We start from the raw sequence: 19,170 nt of genomic DNA on the forward strand, positions 1-19,170 counted from the left end.
ATGACGCAGCAGGCAGCGTGGCTGCTTGCCGGGCGCGGATGGCTGAAGCGCCGTCCGCGCTGGCAGTGGGGTGTGCTGCTCGCGCTGCTGGTGCTGGCCGGGCTGGACCACGCCTTTCCGCCGCCGGTGCCGGGCCGCGATGCGCCGAATGCGCTGCTCATCGTCGCCCGCGACGGCACGCCGCTGCGGGCTTTTCCGGACCGCGACCATGTGTGGCGCCATCCGGTGGCGCTGGCCGATGTTTCACCGCTCTATCTGGAGGCGCTGGAGCGTTACGAGGATCGCTGGTTCCGTTGGCATCCTGGCGTCAATCCGCTGGCCCTGACGCGGGCTGCGTGGCAATGGCTGCGTCATGGGCGCATCGTCTCCGGCGGTTCGACGCTGACCATGCAGGTCGCCCGCATCATCGAGCCGACGCCGCGGACGCTGCTAGGCAAGAGCAGGCAGATCCTGCGCGCGCTGCAACTCGAACTGCACTATTCGAAGGACGAGATCCTCGCCCTCTACGTCAATTACGCGCCGATGGGTGGCGTGCTCGAAGGCGTCGAGGCGGCCAGCCGGGCCTACCTCGGCAAGCCCGCCAGGCGGCTGAGCCACGCGGACGCGGCGCTGCTCACCGTGCTGCCGCAGAGGCCGTCAGGCCTGCGGCCGGATCGTCAGCCGGTCAGGGCGCAGGTGGCGCGCGACAAGGTCGTGCACCGCATGGCGGGCGTGTGGCCGGACAGCGAGATCCGCGATGCGCTGCAGGAGCCGATCATCGCCCAGACGGCGCGCGATCCGCTGCTCGCGCCCTTGCTCGCCGAGCGGCTGCGCAAGGAGGCGCGTGGCCGGCAGCGCATCGATACGACCATCGATGCCCAGACCCAGCAGACCGTCGAACTGCTGCTCACCAGCCGGCTTGCCGCCTTGCCGCCGCGGGTGTCGATGGCTGCGCTGGTGGTGGACAACGCGACGCTGGAGGTCCGCGCCTATGCGGGCTCGGCCGATTTCGGCGATGCCGACCGCTTCGCCTTCGTGGACATGGTGCGCGCCTCGCGCTCGCCCGGCTCGACGCTCAAGCCCTTCCTGTACGGGCTGGCGCTCGACGAAGGTTTGATCCATTCGGAGTCCCTGCTCGCCGATGTGCCGCAGTCCTTCGGCGGTTATCAGCCGGGCAATTTCCAGCAGTCCTTTCATGGGGCGGTCAGCGTTTCCGAGGCCTTGAGCAAGTCCCTCAACGTGCCGGCCGTCGAGGTGCTCGACCGGCTGGAGCCGGGCCGTTTCGTCGCCGCCCTGCGGCGTGGTGGCCTGAAGCTGGATTTTCCCAAAGGCGAAACGCCGAACCTGTCGGTGATCCTCGGCGGTGCCGGTACGACGCTCGAACAACTGGTCGGTGCCTACACCGCCTTCGCCCGCCAGGGCGTCTCGGGCAAGCCGCGCTACCGGACCGATGAACCGCTGGTCGAGCAGCGCATGCTGTCGCCCGGCGCGGCCTTCATCATCCGTGACGTGCTTGAATCCGGCGGTCCGGTCGGTCGCGCGGTCGAGCAGGGGCCGGGCATCCGCCGGGGCATCGCGTGGAAGACAGGCACCAGCTTCGGCTTCCGTGACGCCTGGTCGATCGGCGTGTCGGACCGTTATACCGTGGGTGTGTGGATCGGCCGCCCGGACGGCACGCCGAACCCCGGCTTCTTCGGCGCCAACATCGCGGCGCCGCTGCTGGTCGACATCTTCTCGGCGGTGGATGGCCAGCCGGCCACGACGAGAACGCCGCCGCCGTCAGTGCATCAGGAGAAGATCTGCTGGCCGCTCGGTACGCGCTTCCAGCCGGAGGACGAGGCGCTCTGCCATCGCCAGGCCCTGGCCTGGGTGCTCAACGATACGGCGCCGCCGACCTTCCCCGACCGGCTGCGCAGCGGCGAGATGCGCTACACCTACGAGGTCGATGCGGTTAGTGGTTTGCGCGTCACTCCGGCGTGCAGCACTCGACCGCGCCGCCGGGTCGAGGCTGTGCATTGGCCTGCCGCACTGGAGCCCTGGCTGAGCACCGATCTGCGGGCCAAGGCCCAGCCGCCGGCGTGGGATGTGCGCTGCCAGAATCAGGTCGATCCGGAGGCAGGCCTGAGCATTGTCGGGTTGAGCAATGGTGAAGTGATCAAGCGCCCGCGCCCCGACCAGGCGCCGGTTGTCCGCCTCGAACTGCGCGGCCAGCGCGGGCAGGTCTATTGGCTGATCAACGGCAGGCTGGTTGCCCACCGGCCCGCCACCCAGCCCTTGATTCAAACCCTGACCGAAACCGGTCGCGTCGACATCACCGCGATGGACGAACAGGGCCGCTACGACCGGATCAGCGTCAGCGTGCGCTGAAGGACTGCGTCTCCGAGTGCGTCAGCCCTGTTGTTCCGTCGAGAGCGGATGGGTTTCCTGTTTGGGTGGGAAGATGGCCTTGTGCGCCAGATGGTAGGCCAGGAGCAGCGGCGGCATGCGCAGCCAGTGGGCGCGGATGTAGAGGCTGCGGCGGGCCAGTGGGGTGAGTGCGTCGGCGGTGCTCGGGTGTTGCGGGCGCAGCACGCGGGCGTAGATGCCGTCGAGCATGCGCTGGACGATCCCTTGGTCGGAGAGGCAGTGGCTGCGGGCCGCGATGCGCTCGGGGAGCGGTGTGCCGAGCAGGCGGTGGCAATAGCGCAGCGCAAGGCGCAGCGGGCCGGATAGCTGAAGTTGCATGGCCCGTTCGAGGAGCCCGTCCCAGGCGGCATCGTCGCGGGCCAGGTGGCGCAGCAGCAGGTCCAGGTCGGTGAGGTCGCGCAGCAGGTTGTCCGGCTCGCCCTCGTGGAAGAGATGCGAGGCGCTGTGCAGGATCAGATCGGGCAGCGACAGGGTGTGCACGCCGGGCAGATCGGGTAGGGCGACGCTGGCTTCGATCAGCAGGCGGGCATCGGGTTTGAGGCGGGCCGTGGGCGGCAGGATGGTGTGGTGCACATCGAGCGCGGAGCCGCGGAAAACGTGGCGCATTGCCGGCAGTTCGTGCATCCAGCGGCGGTAGTAGCGCTGGTCGTAGTCGTCGGTGGCGGTGCTGGCCCAGCCCTTCAGCATCAGTGCGGATTCGGCATCACCGAGGCGCTCCTTCGGCAGCAGGATGTCCACGTCCGAGAACAGCCGGCCCTGGGCGGCGGGCAGGCCGGCGGCGACGTAGGCGGCGCCTTTCAGCAGGATCACCGTGATGCCGGCCGGTTTCAGCGCTTCGCGGAGAAAGCAGGCTTCCCGACGGATCGCGTGGCGCTGTTCGCTCGCCATCACGGCGCCGGACAGCAGGTGGTTGTGGGGCCGCTCCGGAATGTCGGCTTCGACGCCGGCGCTCTGCAGGCGCAGGAACAGCCGGCCGACCAGGTTGGCATGGCGCGCCTGGCGGACGAGCAGGTCCCAGTCTGTGGTGCCGAGGCGGTGGATCGACTCGGGGTGGCGGTAGGCCTCGATGAGGAGGTTCATTCGGCCGTGCCCTCCCCGGCAAGGCGGTCGAATACCGCAATGGCGTCGTCGAGGCGGCTGTACTCGAAGCTGTAGTTGTGCGTTCGGTCGATGATGTCCCCGACTGCCTTGAAGCCGCGCGCGCCAAGCACATGGTAGTTCATGGCGTTGTCGGCGAGCTGCATGAAGGCGGCGCCGCTGCCCATCGGGGTCAGCGTCGCGTCGGAGCCGGCGCGGTAGCGCGGAAGTACCATCCAGGCGGGATCGGCCCATTCGCCGACGGTCTCGACGCTGGCCTGGGTCGGCGCCATCAGCGCAACGGTGCCCTTGGTGGTGTCGAGTATCGGCCGGGTGAGGAAGGCATCGGGCGCGTAGGCGCGAATGATGTCGATGGATGCGTTCTTCAGGTTTACCGGTCGGGCGAGGCCCATGATCTGGCCGGTGTCGAGGCGGATCAGCGTGAGCTCATCGGACAGCAGACGCCAGCCCCGGTTGACCAGCGCAGCGCACAGGGTGCTCTTGCCCGAGCCCGGCGGCGCCGGGAGGATGGCCGCGTGCTTGCCGCGTGCGACCGAGGCTGCATGGATGACCAGGATGTGGTGGCAGTAGGCTGTCACGCACCAGTTCAGGCCCCATTCGAGCATCGGCAAGGCCTGGCTGCGGGGAAGCGGCGTGAACGGCTCGACGGCGTCGACGACGAAACGCGCCTGAGGCGCGATCCACCGACGCAGGCCATGGCCGGGCTGGACGCCGACATGGAAGTCGACGAAGAGCTTGTCGTCGATCAGCGGATGATGGGCGTAGAGCCGGGCGAGCTCATCGGCGAGTTCGGGAATTCCGCTCTGCAGGCGGCAGTTGAACGGTCCGGTGGCCAGCCGGATCCCGTCTCCACCTAGCCGCGCGCGGAATTCAGCCAGGGAAAGATCACGAATCTTCAAGGGAATGGCTCAGCGGCCTGGATCAGGCGGGCGCCGATCAGCGCGTCGAGGGCTGCCACGACGAGTTGCCGGCAGTCCTCCAGGGCTGCATCGGGCTCTTCCTGACGGATGGCGTGGATCAATTCGTCTTCGGAGAGCTGTCGGCCAGGAACAGACAACTGATCAAGCACGAATCGGGTGAGCGGAGCGAGCAGAAGGGTTGCACCAGCTTGTGGGTCGTAGCGGACCCACCCTTCATCCACGTCTTTCCAGAGTACGTCCGCCAAGCCTTCGAACAGGGTTTCGCTGGCGGAGTACCGGATGTCGGCCGGGACCAAAAGTTGGCGTCGCGATCAGGGGAGCAGCACGTAGTCGAGGTAGGTTTCCACCTGAGCTGCATTCCACGTGATGCCCAGCGTAGGTTGGTAGGCATTGGCCACGACGCCGGTGTCCCACATCTTCTTGACTTCGTCCGCGCTAAAGAGCGAGGTGCTGCCAACATTGGCGCTCAGCCAGGCGGCAACGATCTTGCGTTGAATCGGTGAGCCGGAGGAGAGAATCTCGCGGAATGATTGGGTAACGGTAGAGCTGAAGACGCTGTTGAACTGCTTGTCGAGAGTGGCGTCAGTGGGGTTGTTGGTAGCGTAGTTGGTCCAGAAGCTGATGCCGCTTACCTTGGGAGAGCATGGCGTGGTGCCGTTGCGGCTTAGGTTGCCGGACGCAGAGAAGCCCGAGGGCCGTTTGCATTCTGCGGCAAGGGCCGGGACGCTCTTGAGTGCCATCAGTACAGGAGCGCCGGCCAGACCGGTTCTTATCAGCTTGCGGCGGGACAACAAGGGCGCCCCGGCGCTGCTGCCTTGTTGTGCGACCGACTTTTCCGGGTGCTCCAGTTTCATCCTAAACCTCTTCGTTCTAGCGCCGTACGTCGGCGCGGTCGAACGTAATATAAGTACGCCTGATTTACAGGGGCGTGACATTTGCACGCTTACGTTAAAAATAGATCAAGCAAATTTTGTTCCGCGAATTTTATAGCATACAGAGTGCTGATTCAAAACGAATTTTTTTGAGATGCCGAAGAACATCGGAAAAAACGGCCGGTTTGTGTAAAAAAAGTCGACGAACTCTGGCGCAGATATCTGTGGGCGTCGGGCCCTTCTGAGTTGATGATTTGCTCATGCTCCGCACGCTGCCGATGATTTGTCCCCCGATTTGCAACAGCCGCGAACGATGTGTGTAGCAGGGAGCGCTCTCCGGTTTTGTTGCTGTCGGTGGAGCGAGGCTGTGTGTTATCCGCTGATGGGGCCGTCGTGCGTGGAGGCTCTCACCCCGCCACGGCTGCCGGTGACAGCGCAGCGGCGAGCCGGCTGACCGCGCTCCAGTCGAGGGCTTGCGGCCCGTCCGGCGTCTCGACCGAAATGCCGTCCGCAGCCACCGGGGCGACGAAGATCGCGTCACTGGCAATGGGGCACATGAAGAGTTCGGTCTCGGCGCTCTTGCCATCCCGCACCGCGACCATCGCGAGGGCGAGAGTGTGGGCCTCGTGGGGCGTGAGGCGCACAGTGAGGGTGCCGCCGACCTTCAGGATGAGCAGGCGGCCAAGGGCGCGGTGTGTCGTTTCCAAGACCGAGAACGGGGGTTTGTCGGCTTCCTGACCGCCGTTCGTGTCGCTCATGCGCCGTCCCCGTGGGCGAGGAGCGCGGCGATCACCGAGCCGCCGGCGCCGTCTTCGGGGTCAAGCTCCTGCAGCTTGGCAAGGGCCCTGGCGGAGGCATCCTGGTTGTTGCGGCGCAGTTCGATGAAAGCGACAGCTTTCAGGAACTGGAGCAGGAAGCGGCGCGGGGCCGCGGGGGCGGCAGCCAGGTCGGCAAAGCTCCAGTTGGCCCAGTTGCGCGGCAGCGCGGCCTGGTCGGCAGCCCGGGCGAGGGCCGTGATGGCGGTCTCGAAGGCGGAGTCGAAGTCGCGTAGCTTGTTCTGCAGCTTGAACAGGCAACGGTAGGACGGCAGCACGTCCGGTGCCACCTCGATGGCGGTGCGGAAGAAGGCGCGGGCGCGGGCCGGGTCACTGGAATGGATGGCGACGCCCTGTTGCAGCAGGGCGTTGATGTTGTCGGGCACGTCGCCGAAATCGACGGTGTCCTCGCTGAGGGCGGTAACGCTCATTGAACTCTCCGGGGGCTGTCTGTTGTTGTCGGAGAGTTATAGCAATTATGGGGCCAGCATCGGCGGCCCCATCCGTCAGCGACAGGCGAGGCGGAAGCCGGCCTCGATGGCGGCGCCGTCGAGGCGGCGGCCGATGATGACGATGGTGGTCTCGCGCGCTTCGTTTGCCTCCCACGGGCGGCCGTAGTCAAAGCCGGTGATGCGGTGCACGCCTTGGAAGACCAGGCGCCGCTCCTCGCCACGTACGGCCAGGATGCCCTTGTAGCGCAGCATGTCGTTGCCGCTCTTGAGCAGCAGCTCTTCCACGAAATTGCCCATCAGACCCACGTCCACGTCACCGGCGTGGTGCAGCACCAACGAGGCGATATCGTCGTCGTGGCGTACGAAGGGCTGGCGCTCTGCACCACCGCGGCGCAGGCCGCTGGGCGCGGCGTCGGCGAGGAAGCTTGGGGTGTGCTCCAGCACGTCGGTGAGCACGAAGGCGTCGAGAGAGAACAGCTCAGCCACAGCATCCGCGTCGGCGGGGACGGTGGTGATCGGCACGCGCAGGTTGATGCGGCGCAGGCGGATTTCCAGCGCTTCCAGCTCGGCGGGTGTGATGAGCTCGGTCTTGCTCAGCAGGACGCGGTCGGCAAAGCCGATCTGGGCGGCGGCGACGCGGTTCTCGTCGAGCTGCTTGCCGGCGTGGACGGCATCCACCACGGCGAGGATGCCGTCCAGCTCGTAGCGGTCGCGTACGCCTTCATCGACGAAGAAGGCCTGGGCCACGGGCGCCGGGTCGGCGAGGCCAGTGGTCTCGATGACCAGGTGCTCGAAGTCCAGCTCGCCGCGGTCGCGGCGGTCGGCCAGGGCGGCGAGGGAGAGGCTCAGTTCGCCGCGCACACTGCAGCAGATGCAGCCGTTGGCGAGTTCTACGACTTCGACCGCCGGTGAGCCGGCGATCAGGCCGCCGTCGATGCCGACGGCGCCGAATTCGTTTTCGAGCACGGCGATCTTCTTGTGGCCGGCCGTGTTCAGGTAGCGGTTGAGCAGGGTGGTTTTGCCGGCACCGAGGAAGCCGGTGAGGATGGTGGCGCGGATCGGCGGGCGGGGTATGGCGAGGGGATTGGTCATGGCATGGATTGAATGAAAAATCGGCCGGAAACCCGCCAGAAGCGGGCTTGCCGGCCGAAGAATACGCGTGCCTTGCTCAGCAGCAGCGCCCCGGGCGTCCGTCGGCGCCGCCGTAGCGGGCTTCCTGGCGTTCCCGGAAGAACTCTTCATAGCTCATGATCGGCTTGTCCGGGTGGGTGAGGCGCATGTGCTGCACGTAGGTGTCATAGTCAGGCATGCCCACCATCAGGCGGGCCGCCTGGCCGAGGTACTTGCCTACGCGGGCGAGGTCGGAGAACACGTGGCGCTCCTTACTTGGCCGGCAGCGGCTCGAAAGGTGTTTCGAGCGTGGTCGGCTTGTTGGCGTTGAGCGCACGCAGGCAGGCCGGGATGGCATATACGACGATCGCGACCACCAGCAGGATGAAGAGGCCGGACATGGTGGCATCCACATAGTTGTTGGTGATGATCTGGTGCATCTGGTCCATGCTCTTAGCCGGTGCCAGGATCTCGCCCTTGTCGAGGGCGGCCTGGTATTTGTGGGCGTTGGCGAGGAAGCCGATCTTCGGATTCTCGTGGAACATCTTCTGCCAGCCGGCGGTCAGCGTGCAGGTCAGCAGCCAGGCAGTGGGCACGATCGTCACCCACGCGAACTGCTGGCGCTTCATCTTGAACAGCACCACGGTGGCGAGGGTCAGCGCAACGCCAGCCAGCATCTGGTTGGCGATGCCGAACAGCGGCCACAGGGTGTTGATGCCGCCGAGCGGGTCGACCACGCCCTGATACAGGAAGTAGCCCCAGGCGGCCACGCACAGGGCGGTGGCGACGAGGCTGGCGAAGATGGAGTCCATCTTGCGCATGGACGGCACGAAGGTACCGAGCAGATCCTGCAGCATGAAACGGCCTGCACGGGTGCCCGCATCGACGGCAGTGAGGATGAACAAGGCCTCGAAGAGGATCGCGAAGTGGTACCAGAAGGCCATCATCGTCTTGCCGCCGAGAGCGTTGGAGAGGATGTGGGCCATGCCGACGGCCAGCGTCGGCGCGCCGCCGGCGCGGGAGATGATGGTCTTCTCACCGACATCCTGAGCGGTCTGCAGCAGCATGTCGGGCGTCAGCACGAAGCCCCACTGGGAGATCGCCATGGCGGCACTTTCGGCAGTCTTGCCGATCACCGCGGCCGGGCTGTTCATCGCGAAGTAGACACCCGGTTCAATCACCGAGGCGGCGACCAGCGCCATGATCGCGACGAAGGACTCCATCAGCATGCCGCCATAGCCGATGAAGCGGGCGTTCATCTCGTTGTCGAGCATCTTGGGCGTGGTGCCCGAGGAAATCAGCGCATGAAAGCCGGACACGGCGCCACAGGCGATGGTGATGAAGAGGAAGGGGAACAGGCTGCCGGACCACACCGGGCCGCTGCCGTCGATGAACTTGGTCAGCGCAGGCATCTGCAGGTTGGGCGCGACAATGGCGATGCCGATGGCCAGGCCGACGATGGTACCGATCTTCAGGAAGGTGGACAGGTAGTCACGCGGCGCCAGCAGCAGCCATACCGGCAGCACGGAGGCGACGAAGCCGTAGCAAACCAGCAGCCAGGTGAGTTGCTTGCCGTCGAAAGTGAACAGCGGACCCCAGGTTTCGCTGGCAGCGATGTCGCCGCCAAAGATGATGGCAGCCATCAGCAGCACGAAGCCGATCAGCGACATTTCGCCGATGCGCCCTGGGCGAATATAACGACAGTACACGCCCATCAGTAGTGCGATGGGGACGGTGGCTGCTACGGTGAACAGCCCCCACGGGGACTCGGCCAGTGCCTTCACGACGATCAGCGCCAGAACCGCGAGGATGATGATCATGATCATGAAGGTGCCGAACAGGGCGATCACCCCCGGCACGGGGCCGAGTTCGGTCTTGACCAGATCGCCCAGGGAGCGGCCATCACGGCGTGTGGAGATGAAGAGCACCATGAAATCCTGCACCGCCCCGGCGAAGACCACGCCGGCGAGGATCCACAGCATGCCCGGCAGGTAGCCCATCTGCGCTGCCAGAACGGGGCCGACCAGCGGGCCGGCGCCGGCGATGGCGGCGAAGTGGTGGCCGAACAGCACGTACTTGTCAGTGGGGACGTAGTCGAGGCCGTCGTTGTGGCGGACGGCAGGGGTCATGCGGTTGGGGTCGAGCTCCATCACCTTTTCGGCGATGAACAGACTGTAGTAGCGATAGGCGATGAGATAGGTACACACCGCGGCGATGACCAGCCAGAGGGCATTGATGGTCTCGCCGCGGTGCAGGGCTACGGTGCCGAACGCGGCTGCGCCGAGCACGGCAACGGCCCCCCAGCCGAGGTGACGCTGTATGGATGACATGGTTTTCCTCACTGTCTGTTTCGTGGAGACGCACGAACCTCAGCCCGACCAGTGAGGAGGAAATGGTGCCGGCCCCGGTTGGGCATCAGCACCGGATCGACCGTGGGGCCGGGAGAAAGCCCGCCAGCGGCCCATTGTGTGTCTTATAACTTTAGTTGCATTTCGGGCCGCTCGCCCATTCTTTGCATGCGGCCCGGTATGGTCAATCAGGGTTATCACACATTGCGTCCCCCTTTGACGGAGATCAGATGTCGGCCTCCACCGAGTCGCCTTTTTCTTCCATCCAGGCCCGCCGGCCGGAGGCTTCGCCCTTGCCCATCAGCAGCGTGAACATGCGCAGGGTGTCGTCGAAGGCTTCGGGGCGCACATGCACCGGCAGCACGCGGCGGGTGGCCGGGTCCATCGTCGTTTCGCGCAGCTGGTCGGGGTTCATCTCGCCGAGGCCCTTGAATCGACCCACCTCGATCTGCTCGGCCTTGACGCCTTCGTGGGCCAGGCGGTCGCGCAGGGAGGCGAGCTCCTGGTCGTCCAGCGCATACAGGCGGCGCGGCGGACGCTTCTTGCCCTGGGCTGGCACGTCGAGGCGGTACAGCGGCGGCTGGGCCACGTAGATGTGGCCGTTCTCGATGAGCTTGGGGAAGTGGCGGAAGAACAGGGTCAGCAGCAGGGTCTGGATGTGGGAGCCGTCCACGTCCGCGTCGGACATGATGATGACCTTGCCGTAGCGCAGCTCGGAGAGGTCCGGCTCGTCCTTCGGGGTGTGGGCGTCCACGCCGAGGGCCACCGCGATGTCATGGATTTCGGCGTTGGCGAACAGACGCTCCCGGTCCACCTCCCAGGCGTTCTGCACCTTGCCGCGCAGCGGCAGGATGGCCTGGGTGTCCTTGTCGCGGGCCATTTTGGCGCTGCCACCGGCGGAGTCGCCCTCGACCAGGAAGAGTTCGTTGCGCTCGATGTCCTCGGATTCACAGTCGGACAGCTTGCCGGGCAGCACGGCGACGCCGGAGGACTTGCGCTTCTCCACCTTCTGCGCCGCGCGGGCGCGGGCCTGGGCGGCCTTGATGGCCAGTTCGGCGAGCTTCTTGCCGTACTCCACGTGCTCGTTGAGCCACAGCTCGAAGGGGTCGCGGACCATCCGCGAGACGAGCTGTACCGCGTCGCGGCTGTTCAGGCGTTCCTTGGTCTGGCCCTGGAAGCTCGGGTCGAGGACCCGTGCCGACAGCACGAAGGAGGCGCGCCCGAAGGCGTCGTCGGCGGTCAGCTTGACGCCCTTGGGCAGCAGCGCGTGGTGGTCGATGAAGTTCTTGACGGCGGTGAACACGCCGTCGCGCAGGCCGGCCTCATGGGTACCGCCAGCCGGCGTGGGAATCAGGTTGACGTAGGACTCGCGCACCGGTGCGCCTTCGGCGGTCCATGCCACGGCCCAGGATGCACCTTCGCCGGTGGCGAAGGTGTCGTCGCCCTTCGCTGCGTACTTCTCGCCGCTGAACAGCGGGATCAGCGGCTCGTCGGGCAGGGCTTCGGACAGGTAGCCGCGCATGCCGTGCTCGAACAGCCACGTGCGGGTGTCGCCGCCTTCGATGCTCAGGCTGACTTCCAGGCCGGGCATCAGCACCGCCTTGGAGCGCAACAGGCGTTCCAGCTCGGCGCGGGGCAGGTCGGCGGCGTCGAAATACTTGGCGTCCGGCCACGCGCGCACGGTGGTGCCGCTGGCCTTCTTGGGGGCGTCGCCGATACGGGCGAGGGGTTCGATCACATCGCCGGCTGCGAATACCAGCCGATGGCGGCCGCCGTCGCGGACGACTTCCACTTCCAGCCGGTGGGACAGGGCGTTGGTGACGGACACACCGACGCCGTGCAGGCCGCCGGAGAAGCGGTAGGCGGATTCCTCATCCGTCTTGTTGAACTTGCCGCCGGCGTGCAGACGGGTGAACACCACTTCGACCGTCGAGACGCCCTCGACCGGGTGGATTTCCACCGGGATGCCACGGCCGTCGTCGGACACGCTCACCGAGCCGTCGGCATGCAGGGTCACGCCGATCTTCTTGCAGAAACCGGCCATTGCCTCGTCGGCGGCGTTGTCGATGACTTCCTGAATGACGTGCAGCGGGTTTTCGGTGCGGGTGTACATGCCCGGCCGCTGCTTGACGGGTTCGAGGCCCTTGAGGACAGTGATGGAATCGGCGTTGTAGGTTTTCTGCGACATGCTGGGGTGACGACGGATGGATTTTGAAGCGGACCGGACTATACCGCGCCGGCCGCCGGCCCGCGAGGGGCGCGGGCGATACGGCGTGGTGCGTTCAGCGGCCGAGGCTGCTGCGCCCGGCGTTGTCGGCGGTCTGCTGGGCGATGCGTTCGAGCAGCGCGTTGGCGGCGCGGCTGGCCGGACTGTCGCCGTGGGCTTCGCGCCAGGCCAGATGCACGGTGGTGGCTTCCGCAGGCAGCGTGTAGATGGCCATCGACAGCGGGCACTGGGCAACGTTGAGCGGATTCTCGCGCGCGAAGGTCCAGGCAATGCGGGCACTGCAGAAATGCAGCACTTCGGCGTCGTGATACACCAGCGTGGTCTGCTCCAGCGCGGGGCCGGTGCGTGCCAGCATGTCGCCGAAACGGCTCGGCGGCGCCGGTACCAGGCCTTCGGCCTCGATGGCGTCCACCAGCGCTTCGCGGGCGTCGGCGTAGCGGCCGGGCGTGATCGCTTGGTGGCGGATCCCGTCGGCGAGGCTGACGCCGCTGCCGGCGAGAAGCAGAGCGATGACGAAGAGGGCACGCAGCATGGGCTTGGAGCTCCGATAGAGGCGGGGATACAGGCAAAAAGGCCAGGCCATGGGCAGGCTGTGGCACGCGAGGGGCCGACGATAGCATTGCCGGCGGGCCGGATTGAAGCGCTGCGGCGGGGCACGGCAAATGCGGGCGCGCATATCGTAGATCAAGGCCCCTTGTCGGGCGGCCCCTTAGGGTGGCGGGCATCTGATCTCAGCGGAGTCACAACGGGTGTCGTCATGAGTTACCCCAGTTTTTTCGATGAAATTCCCCCGCTGCGGGTGCGCGACCCGTTGGCTGAATTCCTGGGGGCCGCAGAGGGCGGCCTGATCGAATACCGCTATCTCGACGCGGTGCGGCTGGCCGGGCATTCCTGCCCGACGGTGGCGAGCGCCTACCGGCTGACCTGCCTGGCGCTGGCGGCGCTCTACGGCGCGGAATTGCCCGAGCGGGGCGGTGTGCATGTGAGCTTCCGTGACAGCCGGACGGACGGCGTGACCGGCGTGATCGCCAACGTGGTGTCGCTGCTCACCGGGGGGACGGTGGATACCGGTTTCAAAGGCCTGGCGGGGCGATTCGACCGTCGCCATCTGCTGGCTTTCGATGCCGGGCAGCCCCTCGATCTGCGCTTCCGCCGTGTGGATACCGGCGTGGCTGTCGATGCGATGAGCACGCTACGGGAAGTGCCGGCCAATCCGCGCATGATCCCGCTGATGCAGCTGAGCCTGGCCGGCCAGGCCAGCGACGATGAGATGCAGGAGTTCCGGCAACTGTGGCAGGACCGCGTCCGGCGGGTGTTGCTGGACCATGGCGACGACCCCGCGGTGTTCGTCGTCCGCCAAGCCAATTGAATCCAGGAGATGGTCATGAGCCGCAAATCCGGCCGACAGCCCGATGCCCCCAACGATACGCAGGCGGCCTATAGCTCTCCGCCTTGTTACGCCCGAGACTTCCCCGGCCACTTCGGCGAAGAGGTGCCGAGCGCCGAGGCGATTCGCATCGAGCGGCTCAATGCGCTGCTGGAAGCCGAACGCGCCGGCGCCAAGGTGTTGGCCATCCTGCGCGATGAACTGGATGTCCGTGCTCCCCTGCGCGCCCTGCTCGAACGCCTGCAGAAGGATGAAGGCAGCAACGCCGTGGTGCTGTACAAGACCATCCGGCGTCTCGGCGGCCTGGCCTCCCACGAGACCGGCGCCTTCGTCCACAAGACCCTGGCCATCGACGGCCTGGAGTCCCGCCTGAGCTTTCTGAACAAGGGACAGGCGTGGGTGGTGCGCAAGATCGACGAGGTACTGACCGACATCGACGATCCCGACGCCCGGCGCATGCTGGAGGAGATGCGGCGCTCCCACGTGGACAACATTGCCGCCTGCGAGGCGGCTCTTGGCCATCCGCCGACATCGTTGTGAGGTGGGTCAGGAGCCGGGCTCCGCCTCCCGCAGCGTATTGCGACCTGCGCTCTTGGCTGCATACATTGCGATGTCCGCGCGTTTGAGTATTCCATCGATGCCGTCGTCCTTGCCGGAGAACAGCGTCAGGCCGATGCTGGGCGTGCTGGTATAGGAAAGCTCGCCCAGTCGATAGGGGCCGTTGAGCGCTTGGAGGATTTTGTTGCCGACGGTGCGGGCATTGACGATGGCCTCGTCGAAAGGACCGGACAGGTTTTCCAGCATCACCACGAATTCGTCACCTCCGAGGCGCGCGACCGTGTCCTGTTCCCGCACGCAGCCGCGCAGGCGGCTGGCGACCTGGATCAGCAATTCGTCGCCCTTGGCATGGCCGTGGGTGTCGTTGAGATGCTTGAAACGGTCCATGTCGAGGAACATCAGCGCGCCGAACTGCTTGTTGCGCTGGTTGCGCAGTACCGCCTGCTGCAGGCGCTCGATCAGCAGGCGTCGATTGGGGAGCTCGGTGAGCGCGTCGAAGTAGGCGAGATGATGGATCTCTGCCTCATGGCGCTTGCGTTCGGTGATGTTGGCGATGCTGCCGACCATTCGGGTTGGTTCACCGGAGGCGGCCCGTTCGACGATGCGGCCGCGGTCGGCTACCCACACGTAATGTCCGCAGGTATGGCGCAGGCGGTGTTCGCTGGCATAGACGCCGCCGCCGGCCAGGCAGGCACCCAGCACGCGTTGTACGCCGGCGCGGTCGTCCGGATGGATGAGGTTCATGAAGGTATCCACCGGGTGGGTCAGGAAGGACATGTCCAGACCCAGAATCCGGCACCAGGATGCGTTGTGATGCACGACACCATCGGGCATGCGCCAGTCCCATACTCCTTCGCCGGTGGCTTCCATCACGTAGCGCAGGCATTCCTCGCTGGCCTTCAGCTCCTGGGACAGGCTGCTGATGCGCAGGATGTTGCGGATGCGCAGCTTGACCAGCTCCACCTTGAAAGGCTTGATGATGTAGTCGGCGACACCGAGGCTGAGCCCCGACAGTTCCGATTCCAGATCCGAGAGAGCGGTCACGAAGATGATGGGCGTTTTTGCCAATGCAGGCTCGGCCTTGAAGCGGCGGCAGATCTCGAAGCCATCCATGCCTGGCATCATTACGTCGAGCAGGATCAGGTCGGGCGGAGACTCGCGGGCCATGACCAGGCCTTCCGGCCCCGAATTGGCGATCTGCAAGTCGAATTCTCCGGCCAGGGCCATGCCTAGGGTGTACAGGTTGGTGGGCGTATCGTCGATCGCCAGGATGCGTGGTTTGCCGTTCATGATGCTTGTCGTGCGCTTGTTGAAGCCGCGAGGGTTCGTAGCCGCTCCAGGGCCGGACCGAAGCGGAAACTGGCCAGCAAGGTACCGATCTCGCCGATTTCGGCGGCAAGATCGGTGCCGCTGACGAGGGCTTGAAGTTCCTTGAAACGGATCAGGGCGTCGAACTTCTGGTCGGCCAGCAGGGGCTCCAGCTCACCGACGAGGGCCAGCAGGAGCCCGTTATCCAACGGCGGCACGGCCGGGACAGCGCCGGGATCGCCGTGCAGCCACTTGGCCAGGACTGTTCGCAGGATGTCGAGGGGCACTGGTTTGGTGAGGAAATCGTTCATGCCGGCATGGATGCTGCGTTGCAGGTCCTCATCGAAGGCCGAGGCAGTGAGGGCAATGATGGGCAGCGGCGCTCGGTCGTTGAGGCGTTCCCAAGTGCGGATGCGCTGGGTGGCGGTGTAGCCGTCCACGTCCGGCATCTGGCAGTCCATCAGGACGAGATCCGGTGGCGTGCCGAGGGTGACGGCGTCCACCGCTTCGCGGCCGTTGCGGGCGAGCGTGGCGCTCAAGCCGAGTTTGCCGAGCAGGGCGGCGATGACCTTGCGCTCGGTGCCGTTGTCATCCACAACTAGCACTTTGCCGCTTAGGGTGCAGGTGGCAGCGGGTTCGCCGTCGGCTGCGACCTTGGTGCTTTCGCTCTTCAGGCGCTCCGCGCGGATGCGGAACCAGAAGTGGGAGCCTTGTCCGGGAGTGCTGCTGACTCCGACCGAGCCGCCCATCAGATCCGCCAGACTGCGCACGATGGACAGCCCAAGGCCGGAGCCGCCGTATTCGCGGGTCGTCGAGCTGTCGGCCTGGCTGAAGGGCTGGAAGAGTTGGGGCAGCTTGTCTGCGGGAATGCCGATGCCGGTATCCGATACGGAGAACTCGAGGGTGGAGTGGCTGCCGTCGCGTTCCACTTCATGGGCATCGATGTGGATCTCTCCGCGTGATGTGAACTTGATGGCATTGCCGATCAGGTTGGACAGCATCTGGCGCAGTCGGTGAGGGTCGATCAGGAAGCATGGCCCGACGTCGCCGTGCCAGCGTGCTTCCATGCTGAGTCCTTTGCGCCATGCTGCATCTTCGAAAAGAGACTGGAGTTCCTGAAAACACTGCGCCGGATCGAGGGGGGCGGGCTCGATGAGGAGCTTGCCGGCTTCGATCTTGGACAGGTCCAGCATGTCGTTGAGCAGCGTGAGCAGAGTCTGGCCGGCCTTGATGATGATGTGGGCGTACTCCTGGCGCTGGGGGGCGGTAATGCCCGGGGACAGAAGGATCTGGGCCATGCCGAGAATGCCGTTCATCGGTGTCCGGATTTCGTGGCTCATCGTGGCCAGGAACTGGCTCTTGGCGAGGCTGGCTGTTTCCGCCGCCTGTCTGGCCCGCACCAGCTCGGTGATGTCCACGCGGAAGCCGACGGTATATCCGTTGGCGGTGCGTCGCTCGCGGATCTTCAGCCAGCGGCCGTCGTCGAGTCGCTGTATGACCTCGGAGCTTCCGTCTTGATGCCAGGCCAGGCGCTCGGCCAGCCACGCCTCCTCGCGCCCCAGCGCATCTGGATAAATGGCGTGCTGCAGGCCAGTGCGCAGGATTTCCTCGAAGCTGCGGCCCACTTCGATGGGAACGGCGCCCCGGTAGATCTGGCGGTATTCCTCGTTGAAGAAGGCCAGCCGGTCGTCGGTGTCGTAAATCACGAAACCTTCGCCGATGGTATCGATGGCCGAATGGAGTAGCTGCTCGCTCTCGATGCGCTTGGCCTCCGCTTCCTTGCGCGCGGCAATGTCCATTTGAGTGCCGTACATCATGAGGGGACGTCCGTCCGGCGAGCGGCTGATGACTCGGCCGCGATTGAGCATCCAGGTCCAGCGGCCTTCCTTGGTGCGGATGCGGGTTTCGTACTCGTATTGATCGATCTTGCCGGCGAAGTGCTGACGCAGGATGGCTATGGAGTGGGCGAGGTCATCCGGATGGATGAGCTGTGTCCAGGTGTCAATGGTGAGCGGCTGCAGTTCGTCGAGCCGATAGCCGAGCATCTCGGCCCAGCGTTCGTTGAATTGCACTTCGCCGCTCTGGATGTTCCATTCCCAGGTTCCGGCCCCGGTACCGTTGAGTACATTGACGAGGCGCTGGCGTTCGTCGCGCAGGTCTTGCTCGGCCTCTTTGCGGTCGGTGATGTCGCGGGACATCACGATGAAGCGGCACGGCTGGTTTGGCGGCGCCGGCTTACGGGCGACGGAGAGTTCGAACCAGCGATTGCCATCCGCGAGTTGGAGCAGGATGACGCGGCCGTAATCGGCGCCGTGCTTGCAGGCCGCGTGCAGCGCATCGCGCAGGGTCGCCGCGGCGCCTTCGGGGAGAATGTCGAAGGCGCTGCGCCCGAGCAGTTCATTCCTTGGGGCCGCGAGTAGAGCATCGTGTCTGGCGCGGACGTCCAGGTAGATGCCGTCTTCATCGAGTTCGAACAGCAGGTCGGGAACCGCTTCGAGGGTAGTGGCCAACTGAGCCTGGCTGCGCCGGAGGCGTTGGTTGACCCGAACGGTGGACACCGTCACCGAGCCGGCACAGGCGGCAATGGCAAGGGCCAGTACGAGGTAGCGGAGCAGTTCGTTGTAGGTGGTCTTGCCCTTTTCGGGGTCGTAAAGAAAGCCGTCCAGGGAGTAGCCCTCGGGGAGCCGGCCGATTTCTGCATAGCTGTCGGCGATGTGTCGCCAGCGCCCTGCGTTCATGTAGCCGATGGTGACCATATCGGCATGAATCAGGGCCTCGGTGCGTTCCGCTTCGTACTGGATCTGCACGCGGGATTCTTGCGGAGCATATTTTTCGAGGATGAGGTCGATGGTTTCTGTCGGATGGGCGAGTGCGTGCGCCCATCCGCGCAGGCTGGCTTCGACGAATGCCTTGACATGTTCCGGATTTGTTTGGAGCTGTCGTTCGGACGTGAAGAGGTTGTCGCCATAGAAGTCGATGCCTGCAGCCCGTGGCGTGTAGACGTGATGGGGGAAATGGATCTGGTCGAGACGGAACGCCTGGTCGGTGACGTGGGCGCTTGTTGCATCCGTCTTGCCGGTGGTCAGGTCGGTAATATCGAAGCTCTGCGGCTGGTGCTGGATGGCGTCGATGGGCACGCCTTCCCGCTTGAGATACACCAGTAGTTCGTCCGCCATCGGGTCCAGCATGACCCGTTTGCCGAGTAGATTCTGAATGCTGTCGGTGGCGCTGAAAGTCCCCGTGATCAGCACATAGGGCGAATGTTGCTGGATGACGGCCAGGGCCACTACCGGCTTGCCGGCTTTGCGGGCCAGCAGCAGACTGCTGGAGCCGACGCCGAATGTGGCACGACCGGATACGACTTCCTCCACGCTGTCTGTCCCCGGACCTGCTTCCCGGATCTGTACGTCGAGTCCCGCGTCTCGGTAGTACCCGAGTTCCTTGGCAACGTAATAGCCGGCGAACTCGAAACCGTGCCGCCACTTGAGCTGGACGACGGTACTCCCGGCCGAATGGGCATCGGGCAGGAGGAACATCATCTGCAGCGTGAATAGCGCCGCGATCAGGAGCCGGGAGACAGGGGTATTGGCCATATTTAATCGGTATTTTTGGCAAAAATACCGATTAAATTCATTAATGTAAATCGATTTTAATAAATTTATAGATTTTGTGGGGTGTGTCCGCTGTATG

At 65.3% G+C, this 19,170-nt stretch carries 16 protein-coding genes; 3 read left to right on the plus strand and 13 right to left on the minus strand.

The genetic code is table 11. From position 1 onward, the window contains the following. Window positions 1-2,346: a penicillin-binding protein 1C gene (gene pbpC, locus AC1PPK_RS14760; RefSeq protein WP_481113802.1), complete on the plus strand. Its 2,346-nt coding sequence runs from the start codon at window positions 1-3 to the stop codon at window positions 2,344-2,346. Between the two features lie 21 nt (window positions 2,347-2,367). Here pbpC and AC1PPK_RS14765 read toward each other — a convergent pair whose 3' ends face one another. The 11 genes from AC1PPK_RS14765 to AC1PPK_RS14815 all read right to left on the minus strand — a co-directional run bounded on the left by AC1PPK_RS14765 (window position 2,368) and on the right by AC1PPK_RS14815 (window position 12,759). Next, the gene (locus AC1PPK_RS14765) at window positions 2,368-3,465 is read right to left on the minus strand and encodes a nucleotidyltransferase domain-containing protein (RefSeq protein WP_481113803.1); all 1,098 of its coding nucleotides are present in this window, start codon (window positions 3,463-3,465) and stop codon (window positions 2,368-2,370) included. Beyond that, window positions 3,462-4,382 (minus strand): HprK-related kinase A, encoded by a 921-nt coding sequence (locus AC1PPK_RS14770; protein ID WP_481113804.1) that lies wholly within the window; start codon window positions 4,380-4,382, stop codon window positions 3,462-3,464. Before AC1PPK_RS14770 ends, AC1PPK_RS14765 begins: the two co-directional genes overlap by 4 nt. After that, the gene (locus AC1PPK_RS14775; protein WP_481113805.1) at window positions 4,379-4,624 is read right to left on the minus strand and encodes a hypothetical protein; all 246 of its coding nucleotides are present in this window, start codon (window positions 4,622-4,624) and stop codon (window positions 4,379-4,381) included. Before AC1PPK_RS14775 ends, AC1PPK_RS14770 begins: the two co-directional genes overlap by 4 nt. A 90-nt stretch (window positions 4,625-4,714) precedes the next feature. Beyond that, window positions 4,715-5,257 carry a hypothetical protein gene (locus AC1PPK_RS14780; RefSeq protein ID WP_481113806.1) on the minus strand — a complete coding sequence of 181 codons (543 nt, stop codon included), beginning with the start codon at window positions 5,255-5,257 and terminating at the stop codon, window positions 4,715-4,717. A gap of 425 nt (window positions 5,258-5,682) precedes the next feature. After that, window positions 5,683-6,033, minus strand: a complete 351-nt coding sequence (locus tag AC1PPK_RS14785) for a hypothetical protein (protein ID WP_481113807.1) — start codon at window positions 6,031-6,033, stop codon at window positions 5,683-5,685. Beyond that, complete coding sequence (locus AC1PPK_RS14790) at window positions 6,030-6,521, minus strand: hypothetical protein (RefSeq protein ID WP_481113808.1); 492 nt, start codon at window positions 6,519-6,521, stop codon at window positions 6,030-6,032. The genes AC1PPK_RS14785 and AC1PPK_RS14790 overlap by 4 nt, the downstream gene beginning before the upstream one ends. Window positions 6,522-6,596: 75 nt before the next feature. Then, window positions 6,597-7,634, minus strand: coding sequence for a CobW family GTP-binding protein (locus AC1PPK_RS14795; RefSeq protein ID WP_481113809.1), 1,038 nt, complete (start codon window positions 7,632-7,634; stop codon window positions 6,597-6,599). A gap of 76 nt (window positions 7,635-7,710) precedes the next feature. Further along, window positions 7,711-7,914 carry a YbdD/YjiX family protein gene (locus AC1PPK_RS14800; protein ID WP_481113810.1) on the minus strand — a complete coding sequence of 68 codons (204 nt, stop codon included), beginning with the start codon at window positions 7,912-7,914 and terminating at the stop codon, window positions 7,711-7,713. A 10-nt stretch (window positions 7,915-7,924) separates the two neighbouring features. Beyond that, window positions 7,925-9,982, minus strand: coding sequence for a carbon starvation CstA family protein (locus AC1PPK_RS14805; protein WP_481113811.1), 2,058 nt, complete (start codon window positions 9,980-9,982; stop codon window positions 7,925-7,927). A 244-nt stretch (window positions 9,983-10,226) separates the two neighbouring features. Further along, on the minus strand, window positions 10,227-12,188 hold the full coding sequence (parE, locus tag AC1PPK_RS14810) for a DNA topoisomerase IV subunit B (protein WP_481113812.1): 1,962 nt from the start codon (window positions 12,186-12,188) through the stop codon (window positions 10,227-10,229). A gap of 94 nt (window positions 12,189-12,282) precedes the next feature. Next, window positions 12,283-12,759, minus strand: coding sequence for a DUF302 domain-containing protein (locus AC1PPK_RS14815; protein ID WP_481113813.1), 477 nt, complete (start codon window positions 12,757-12,759; stop codon window positions 12,283-12,285). Between the two features lie 225 nt (window positions 12,760-12,984). Here AC1PPK_RS14815 and AC1PPK_RS14820 point away from each other — a divergent pair, with 225 nt between their 5' ends. Beyond that, window positions 12,985-13,596 (plus strand): hypothetical protein, encoded by a 612-nt coding sequence (locus AC1PPK_RS14820; RefSeq protein ID WP_481113814.1) that lies wholly within the window; start codon window positions 12,985-12,987, stop codon window positions 13,594-13,596. Window positions 13,597-13,611: 15 nt separating this feature from the next. After that, window positions 13,612-14,154 carry a DUF6306 domain-containing protein gene (locus tag AC1PPK_RS14825; RefSeq protein ID WP_481113815.1) on the plus strand — a complete coding sequence of 181 codons (543 nt, stop codon included), beginning with the start codon at window positions 13,612-13,614 and terminating at the stop codon, window positions 14,152-14,154. Window positions 14,155-14,160: 6 nt separating this feature from the next. On the opposite strand, the gene AC1PPK_RS14830 is transcribed toward AC1PPK_RS14825, so the two are convergent. Together AC1PPK_RS14830 and AC1PPK_RS14835 are read right to left on the minus strand one after the other, a co-directional pair. After that, window positions 14,161-15,462 (minus strand): diguanylate cyclase domain-containing protein, encoded by a 1,302-nt coding sequence (locus tag AC1PPK_RS14830; protein WP_481113816.1) that lies wholly within the window; start codon window positions 15,460-15,462, stop codon window positions 14,161-14,163. Then, window positions 15,459-19,073: an ABC transporter substrate-binding protein gene (locus tag AC1PPK_RS14835; RefSeq protein ID WP_481113817.1), complete on the minus strand. Its 3,615-nt coding sequence runs from the start codon at window positions 19,071-19,073 to the stop codon at window positions 15,459-15,461. Before AC1PPK_RS14835 ends, AC1PPK_RS14830 begins: the two co-directional genes overlap by 4 nt. Window positions 19,074-19,170 lie beyond the last annotated feature (97 nt).

The sequence above is a fragment of the Zoogloea sp. JDB1 genome, assembly GCF_056724025.1.

Excerpts from the sequence above, each read along its gene's own strand:
- pbpC (WP_481113802.1), top strand. The coding sequence starts at position 1 with ATGACGCAGCAGGCAGCGTGGCTGCTTGCCGGGCGCGGATGGCTGAAG.
- AC1PPK_RS14765 (WP_481113803.1), bottom strand. The coding sequence starts at position 3,465 with ATGAACCTCCTCATCGAGGCCTACCGCCACCCCGAGTCGATCCACCGC.
- AC1PPK_RS14780 (WP_481113806.1), bottom strand. The coding sequence starts at position 5,257 with ATGAAACTGGAGCACCCGGAAAAGTCGGTCGCACAACAAGGCAGCAGC.
- AC1PPK_RS14785 (WP_481113807.1), bottom strand. The coding sequence starts at position 6,033 with ATGAGCGACACGAACGGCGGTCAGGAAGCCGACAAACCCCCGTTCTCG.
- AC1PPK_RS14790 (WP_481113808.1), bottom strand. The coding sequence starts at position 6,521 with ATGAGCGTTACCGCCCTCAGCGAGGACACCGTCGATTTCGGCGACGTG.
- AC1PPK_RS14795 (WP_481113809.1), bottom strand. The coding sequence starts at position 7,634 with ATGACCAATCCCCTCGCCATACCCCGCCCGCCGATCCGCGCCACCATC.
- AC1PPK_RS14805 (WP_481113811.1), bottom strand. The coding sequence starts at position 9,982 with ATGTCATCCATACAGCGTCACCTCGGCTGGGGGGCCGTTGCCGTGCTC.
- parE (WP_481113812.1), bottom strand. The coding sequence starts at position 12,188 with ATGTCGCAGAAAACCTACAACGCCGATTCCATCACTGTCCTCAAGGGC.
- AC1PPK_RS14815 (WP_481113813.1), bottom strand. The coding sequence starts at position 12,759 with ATGCTGCGTGCCCTCTTCGTCATCGCTCTGCTTCTCGCCGGCAGCGGC.
- AC1PPK_RS14820 (WP_481113814.1), top strand. The coding sequence starts at position 12,985 with ATGAGTTACCCCAGTTTTTTCGATGAAATTCCCCCGCTGCGGGTGCGC.
- AC1PPK_RS14825 (WP_481113815.1), top strand. The coding sequence starts at position 13,612 with ATGAGCCGCAAATCCGGCCGACAGCCCGATGCCCCCAACGATACGCAG.
- AC1PPK_RS14830 (WP_481113816.1), bottom strand. The coding sequence starts at position 15,462 with ATGAACGGCAAACCACGCATCCTGGCGATCGACGATACGCCCACCAAC.
- AC1PPK_RS14835 (WP_481113817.1), bottom strand. The coding sequence starts at position 19,073 with ATGGCCAATACCCCTGTCTCCCGGCTCCTGATCGCGGCGCTATTCACG.